The sequence below is a fragment of the Embleya sp. NPDC127516 genome (assembly GCF_044765325.1).
In the GTDB taxonomy this organism is placed as follows: Bacteria; Actinomycetota; Actinomycetes; order Streptomycetales; family Streptomycetaceae; genus Embleya.
Genome location: NZ_JBIWJT010000100.1, coordinates 1 through 1,663 on the forward strand (window position 1 = coordinate 1; position 1,663 = coordinate 1,663).

1 protein-coding gene is annotated in these 1,663 nt (G+C 72.8%); it reads left to right on the forward strand.

Features of this window, described 5'->3' with window-relative positions; genetic code table 11:
• Window positions 1–1,663 (forward strand): polyketide synthase dehydratase domain-containing protein (locus ACIRL2_RS51380; protein ID WP_402242720.1); only part of this gene is annotated, 1,663 nt, incomplete at both ends.

Genomic DNA, 1,663 nt, shown 5'->3' on the forward strand with positions numbered 1-1,663 from the left:
GCAGACCACCGCGCTGGACGCCACCTACTGGTACACCAACCTTCGCCGGACGGTCCGCTTCGAGGAGACGATCCGCCTCCTCCTGAGCCAGGGCTCCGACACCTTCATCGAGGTCAGCGCGCACCCCGTCCTGACCGGCTCGATCGTGGACACCATCGAGTCCGCCGAGTCCCGAGCGGTGTCCCTGGGCACGCTGCGCCGAGGTGAGGGTGGTCCGGACCGCTTCACCTCGGCGCTCGCCGAGGCGTTCGCCGTGGGCCTGTCGGTCGACTGGCGACCGTTGCCGAACGTCCGCGGCGCCGGGCCGGTGGACCTGCCGACGTACGCCTTCCAGCGCCGGCGGTACTGGCCGGCGACCGCCGGTTCGACCGCGGGCGACCTCGGCTCGGTCGGTCTGACAACGGCCGATCACCCGCTGCTCGGCGCCGCGTTGCGGCTGGCGGACTCCGACGGCCTGGTCCTCACCGGATCGCTCTCGTCGGCCGCGCACCCGTGGCTGAGCGGCCACCGGGTTGCCGGCTCGGTACTGCTCCCCGGCGCTGCCATGGCCGAACTGGCGATCCGCGCCGCGGACGAGGTGGGCTGCGACCGGCTGGAAGAACTCCTCTTGGAAGCCCCGCTGCGCGTGCCGGACCAGGGCGCGGTACGCATCCAAATCCGCGTGGACGAGTCGGCGGACGTCGGGACGTACGACCTGAGCATCCACTCCCGAGCGGCCGACGCGGATGCCACCGAGCCCTGGATACGAAACGCCACCGCCGTACTGGCAACCGGCGCAGGCCGGGCGGCCGGGCAGTTCGCGGTCTGGCCGCCCGCCGGCGCACAGCCGATCGACCTCGACGGTTTCTACGACGGCCTCGCCGAGGCCGGCCACGGCTACGAGGGCCTCTTCCGGGGCCTGTCGAAGGCCTGGCGCGTCGGCGAGGACACCTACGCCGAGGTCGCGCTGCCCGCGAACGAGGAGAGTCCGTCCCGATTCGGCATCCATCCGGCCCTGCTGGACGCCGCATTGCACGGCATCGCCCTCGGTGACGGCGCGGCCGGACGCCTGCGGCTGCCGAGCCGTTGGGCAGGCGTGTCCCTGACCGCGACCGGCGCGACCGCTCTGCGGGTACGGCTGACACATCTCGGCCCGGACGAGGTCGCGGTCGAACTGGCCGACCAGGCGGGGCGGTCGGTACTGACCGTCGATTCGCTGGTGGTCCGGCCGGTCTCGATCGAGGAGTTCCAGGACACGCGGGGCGACCGTGACCGGAGCATGTTCCACGTCGACTGGGTGCCTTCCCCGGCTGTCCCGGGGGGCGAGTCGCTGCCGGAGGAATGGGCCGTACTCGCCGCGATCGGCGCGGAATCGGCCGCAGGGCCGCCGGTCGTACACCAGGATCTCGCGGCGCTCGGCGCGGCCATCGACGCGGGGAGCCGGGTACCGGATGTCGTCCTGCTGCCGTGCGGGGCCGGGTCGTCGCAGGACGACACCGACCACGACGGGCGATTGGCCGAGCGGGTGCATGCCGCAGCTTCCGGAGTGCTGTCGGTGGTGCGGGAGTGGTTGGGCGACGAGCGGTTCGCCGCCTCGCGGTTGGTGGTGGTGACGCGGGGTGCGGTGGGTGTCGGGCCGGGTTCGGTGGTGTCGGATCTGGCGTGGTCGGCGGTGTGGGGGTTG